At 76.1% G+C, this 3048-nt stretch carries 2 protein-coding genes and 1 pseudogene; 1 reads left to right on the top strand and 2 read right to left on the bottom strand.

Annotated elements, in window-relative coordinates; all coding sequences use genetic code 11:
* Positions 1 to 623: pseudogene (locus D8M29_RS10560) on the bottom strand (hypothetical protein); the annotation flags it as partial.
* A 255-nt stretch (positions 624 to 878) separates the two neighbouring features.
* A complete protein-coding gene (dapD, locus tag D8M29_RS10555) occupies positions 879 to 1844 on the bottom strand; it encodes a 2,3,4,5-tetrahydropyridine-2,6-dicarboxylate N-succinyltransferase (RefSeq protein WP_036339180.1) in 966 nt (321 codons plus the stop codon).
* Positions 1845 to 1913: 69 nt separating this feature from the next.
* On the opposite strand from dapD, the gene dapE reads away from it, so the two are divergent.
* On the top strand, positions 1914 to 3048 hold a 1135-nt coding region (gene dapE, locus D8M29_RS10550; protein WP_127445956.1), incomplete at its 3' end, for a succinyl-diaminopimelate desuccinylase.

Below are 3048 nucleotides of genomic sequence, written 5' to 3'. Positions count from 1 at the left end.
GCGTGCAGCGCCGACCGCAGCGCGGCGATCGTGGTGGCCGGATCCGTCCGGCCCGCGGGCGTCCACGGGTGCCGGACGGCGTGGTCCCCGGCGGCCACGAGGTCCTCGAACGTCCACGGGGGAGTCAGGGAGCACAGGTCCAGCCAGGTGCGATCGACCGTGGTGACGCGCAGGCCGTGCACGTGCGTGACGAACTCGGGCGCCAGCGGCCGCCGGTGGTCCATCAGACCAGCCCGCCGGACGCGTCGTGTCCCCCGGGCCACGGTGAGGTGAACCGGCGGGTCGACGTCGAGCTCGCCGGTCGCCGGGTCGCGCCGCCGCCAGGCACGCGCGGGCATCGGCAGACCGTGCAGGTGGGCCGCGGTCTCGTGGGAGAGGACGGCATCCGGGCGTCGGCGCAGAAGCGCGGCGAGGTGATCGGGGGAGAAGCCGTGCCCGGGCTCGGGCAGGCCCAGGTCGGCCCATCCCGTGCCAGGGTGCGCCCGCTGCCGGTGGATGCCCTGCCCCACCCGCTCCAGGTCCGACCGGCGGGCGCGGTCGGGCGGCAGTCCCAGTCGGGCCAGGTCCGTGGCCAACAGGACGGCGGGCTGGTCGGGCGGCAGAGGAGTCACGACGCGCGGCATGCACCCATCGGACGACACCGGCGGGGCGCCCGGGGCGAGGTGGACGTGGCACGGGGACGACGCGCGGGGCGAGCGCCGCTGTGCAGGAGCCGGCGGCCCGCGCCGCGTGCCGCCGTCGTCGCCCCGCCCCCGGACCGCCGTGGAGCTCCGGGGGCGATAGTGGGCGTTATCCCGGCGGGATACCACCGGAAATCGCCCCCCAACGCGGCGGGGAACGGGGAGGGGAGGGAAGAGCCGCGGGCCTGGCGCGACGGGTCAGTTCGCGTGCAGCGCAGCGTTCAGTTCGACGGTCCGGCCGGCGCGGGGGAGGGCCTCGACCCGGCCCGTGGTGGAGTTGCGGCGGAACAGCAGGTTCGGCACGCCGGAGAGGTCCACGGCCTTCACGGTCCGCGCCGCCTCGCCGTCCTGGAGCACGCTCACGCGCGTGCCCGCGGTGACGTACAGACCGGCCTCGACCACGCAGTCGTCGCCGACGGAGATGCCCACGCCGGAGTTCGCGCCGAGCAGCACGTGCTCGCCGATCACGATCCGCTGGGTGCCGCCGCCGGAGAGCGTGCCCATGATGGACGCGCCGCCTCCGACGTCGGACCCGTCGCCCACCACGACGCCGGCCGAGATCCGGCCCTCCACCATCGAGTGCCCCAGGGTGCCCGCGTTGAAGTTGACGAAGCCCTCGTGCATCACGGTCGTCCCCTCGGCCAGGTGGGCGCCCAGGCGCACCCGGTCCGCGTCGCCGATGCGCACCCCGGAGGGCACGACGTAGTCCGTCATGCGCGGGAACTTGTCCACGCCGTACACCTGCACGGCGCCGCGGGCACGCAGCCTCGCCCGCGTCAGCTCGAAGTCGGCGACCGCGCAGGGTCCGTGGTTCGTCCACACCACGTTGGTGAGCAGCCCGAAGACGCCGTCGAGGTTGAGCTCGTTCGGCCGCGCCAGGCGGTGCGAGAGGGCGTGCAGGCGCAGCCACGCGTCCGCGGTGGAGGCCGGGGCGGCGTCCAGGTCGACTTCCAGCTCGACGACGGCCTGCGTGGTCCCGCGGTCCGCGTCGTCCGCGGCGAGGGCGCGCAGGGTGTCGCGCAGCGAGGCGTCCGCAGCGGAGAGCGGGCCGGCCACGGGGGCGGGGAACCACACGTCCAGAACGGCGCCGTCGGCGGCCGTGGTGGCCAGGCCGTGGCCGGAGACGAGACGGGGGGAGGGCTGCTGTGCAGCGGTCTGGGTCATGCGCCTCAGCCTACTGAGTGGCGGTGGCACGCTGCAGGGCGGTGGGAGGCGCGTCCGTAGACTGGACACATGAGTCTCACCCCCGTGCCCCTGCCCGACCTCGCCGATCCGGACCTCGACGTCGCGGCGCTCACCGCCACCCTGCTGGACGTGCGCTCCGTCTCGGGGGAGGAGGGGCCGCTGGCCGACGCCGTCGAGCAGGCCCTGCGCGCCCTCGGCGGCCTCGAGGTGCGGCGGTTCGGGGACGCCGTCGTCGCCCGCACCGCTCTGGGGCGGCCGACCCGCGTGATCCTCGCCGGGCACCTGGACACGGTGCCCCTGCCCACCGTGCCGGGCTCGCGCGGGACCGTGCCCTCGGCGTGGGACGGGGACGTGCTGTACGGCCGCGGGGCCGTGGACATGAAGTCCGGCGTCGCCGTGCAGCTGGCCCTGGCCGGCCGCTTCGGCCGCGCGGACGGCCCGACCCCCGTGCACGACGTCACGTGGGTGTTCTACGACCACGAGGAGGTCTCCTCGGACCTGTCGGGCCTCGCCCGCGTGGCCCGCCAGGCCCCCGAGCTGCTGGAGGGCGACTTCGCGGTGCTGCTCGAGCCGACCGACGGCGTCGTGGAGGGCGGCTGCAACGGCACGTGCCGGTACCGCGTCACCTTCTCCGGTGTCGCGGCGCACTCGGGCCGCGCCTGGCGCGGCGACAACGCGATCCACAAGCTGGCCCCCGTGCTCACCGCCCTGGCGGCGTACGAGCCGGCCACGGTCACGGTGGAGGGCCTGGAGTACCGCGAGGGGCTGCACGCGATCCGCGTGGCCGGCGGCGTCGCGGGCAACGTCATCCCGGACGAGGCGTCCGTGGACCTGAACTACCGGTTCGCTCCGGACAAGACCCTCGACCAGGCCCACGCGCACGTGCGCGCGGTGCTGGAGGGGGCCGGCGTGGACTGGGACGCCCAGGTGCGGATCGACGACGCCTCGCCCGCCGCCCGCCCCGGTCTGGACCGGCCGGCCGCCGCCGCGTGCGTCGCGGCCGTCGGGGGAGCGCCCCAGCCCAAGTGCGGGTGGACGGCCGGGGCCCGGTTCTCCCAGCTGGGCGTGGCCGCGGTCAACTTCGGCCCCGGCGACGCCCTCCTGGCCCACACGGACGACGAGCACGTGCCCCGCGAGGCGGTCCACGCGTGCCTCGCGGCGCTCACGGCCTGGCTGGCCGGCT

The sequence above is a fragment of the Micrococcus sp. HSID17227 genome (assembly GCF_003989405.1).
In the GTDB taxonomy this organism is placed as follows: Bacteria; Actinomycetota; Actinomycetes; order Actinomycetales; family Micrococcaceae; genus Micrococcus; species Micrococcus luteus.
Note: the sequence above shows the minus strand (reverse complement) of the source record. Positions and strands in the feature narration are given on the sequence as shown.